Origin of the sequence: Alkalihalophilus lindianensis, assembly GCF_032843265.1 — a bacterium.
In the GTDB taxonomy this organism is placed as follows: Bacteria; Bacillota; Bacilli; order Bacillales; family Bacillaceae_D; genus Alkalihalophilus; species Alkalihalophilus lindianensis.
The window spans coordinates 1-233 of sequence record NZ_JAWJBA010001100.1 but is presented as its reverse complement, the minus strand read 5'-3'; the positions used below and the strand labels follow the sequence as shown (position 1 = coordinate 233).

Annotated in this window: 1 protein-coding gene; it reads right to left on the bottom strand. The window is 49.8% G+C overall.

Annotated features, from left to right (window positions below):
• On the bottom strand, window positions 1-233 hold a 233-nt coding region (locus tag RYX56_RS25495), incomplete at both ends, for a 4Fe-4S dicluster domain-containing protein (RefSeq protein ID WP_317124536.1).

The window sequence follows — 233 nt, the reverse complement described above, 5'->3', positions numbered from 1 at the left end:
AAAACAACTCCAATATAGCGAATGCGGCCCACACAGGTTTCCGAGCAAATCGTTGGAAGGCCGGCTTCCGTCCGCGGATAACAAAAATTACATTTCTCCGCCTTATGGGTGTTCCAATTGTAGTACACCTTGTGATATGGACAGCCATTCTGACAGAAACGCCAGCCGCGGCAGGCGGTTCTGTCAGAATGGCTGTCCATATCACAAGGTGTACTACAATGGGGACACCCATA